Source organism: Paraburkholderia sp. BR14320 (assembly GCF_040948665.1).
GTDB lineage: Bacteria > Pseudomonadota > Gammaproteobacteria > Burkholderiales > Burkholderiaceae > Paraburkholderia > Paraburkholderia youngii.
Map to the genome: position 1 here is coordinate 1 of NZ_JBFPKG010000222.1, position 820 is coordinate 820.

Below are 820 nucleotides of genomic sequence, written 5' to 3' on the forward strand. Positions count from 1 at the left end.
AAGAAGACGAAGACACCGCGAACCACACTCGCGCCGGGCCTGGCCAAGGTCCTGAAGCGCCTTCACTACCCGCTTGAAGTGATTTTGCTGTGCGTGCGATGGTACGTGGCCTATTCGCTGAGTTTGCTAGAGAGCGTCAAGCAGCGCGCCCGGTCAGCGACAACTATTTTGGCCGGTCAACGGGGTAGTTGTCGTTGGGATCAGGTCATATTTAGCGTGCTCCTCCTTCGTAGTTGTCGTTGCGTGATGGTGTAGTTGACGCTCACCGCTACTGCGTAACGTCGCCGTCGTCAGGCGACTGGCCACTAAACGGGTTGGCTGGGTTGTCGTCGTGTAATTGACGCCGCCGCGCGTTCTGTTTATCGCCGGCCTGGCGGCGGCGGTAGCTTGGAACGTTGAGCTCGAAGATCGTCGAGTGATGCACAAGACGGTCGATAGCGGCGACCGTCATGCCGGGGTCAGGGAACACGTCATTCCAGCCCGAGAACGGCTGATTGGCCGTTATTAGAAGACTTTTACGCTCGTACCTCTCGGCAATCAGTTCGAACAGCACGCTGGTCTCGGCTTGGTCCTTGCGAGCGTACGACAGGTCATCGAGGGCGATGAGGTCGAAGCGGTCGAGCTTGGCCAGTGCTGAAGGCAACTGCAAGCTCTGGCGTGCTGCCTGCAGCTTCTGGACGAGTTCGCTGGTGCGCGGGTTCTGTTGCAGTAAGGGTGTCGGGACGAGAAATGTCGATATGATAAGTATTGCTTATGACACAAGGGAGTAAAACTGCTGGGAAGCAGACGACGGGTCTTTGCCCGCACATTTCATCTGTCC

At 57.4% G+C, this 820-nt stretch carries 2 pseudogenes; one reads left to right on the plus strand and one right to left on the minus strand.

What is annotated here, in order from left to right:
- Positions 1–126 (plus strand): annotated as a pseudogene (locus AB3X89_RS40005) (IS6 family transposase); the annotation flags it as partial.
- Positions 127–268: 142 nt separating this feature from the next.
- On the opposite strand, the pseudogene AB3X89_RS40010 reads toward AB3X89_RS40005, so the two are convergent.
- A pseudogene (locus AB3X89_RS40010) lies at positions 269–688 on the minus strand (ATP-binding protein); the annotation flags it as partial.
- Between the last annotated feature and the right edge of the window lie 132 nt (positions 689–820).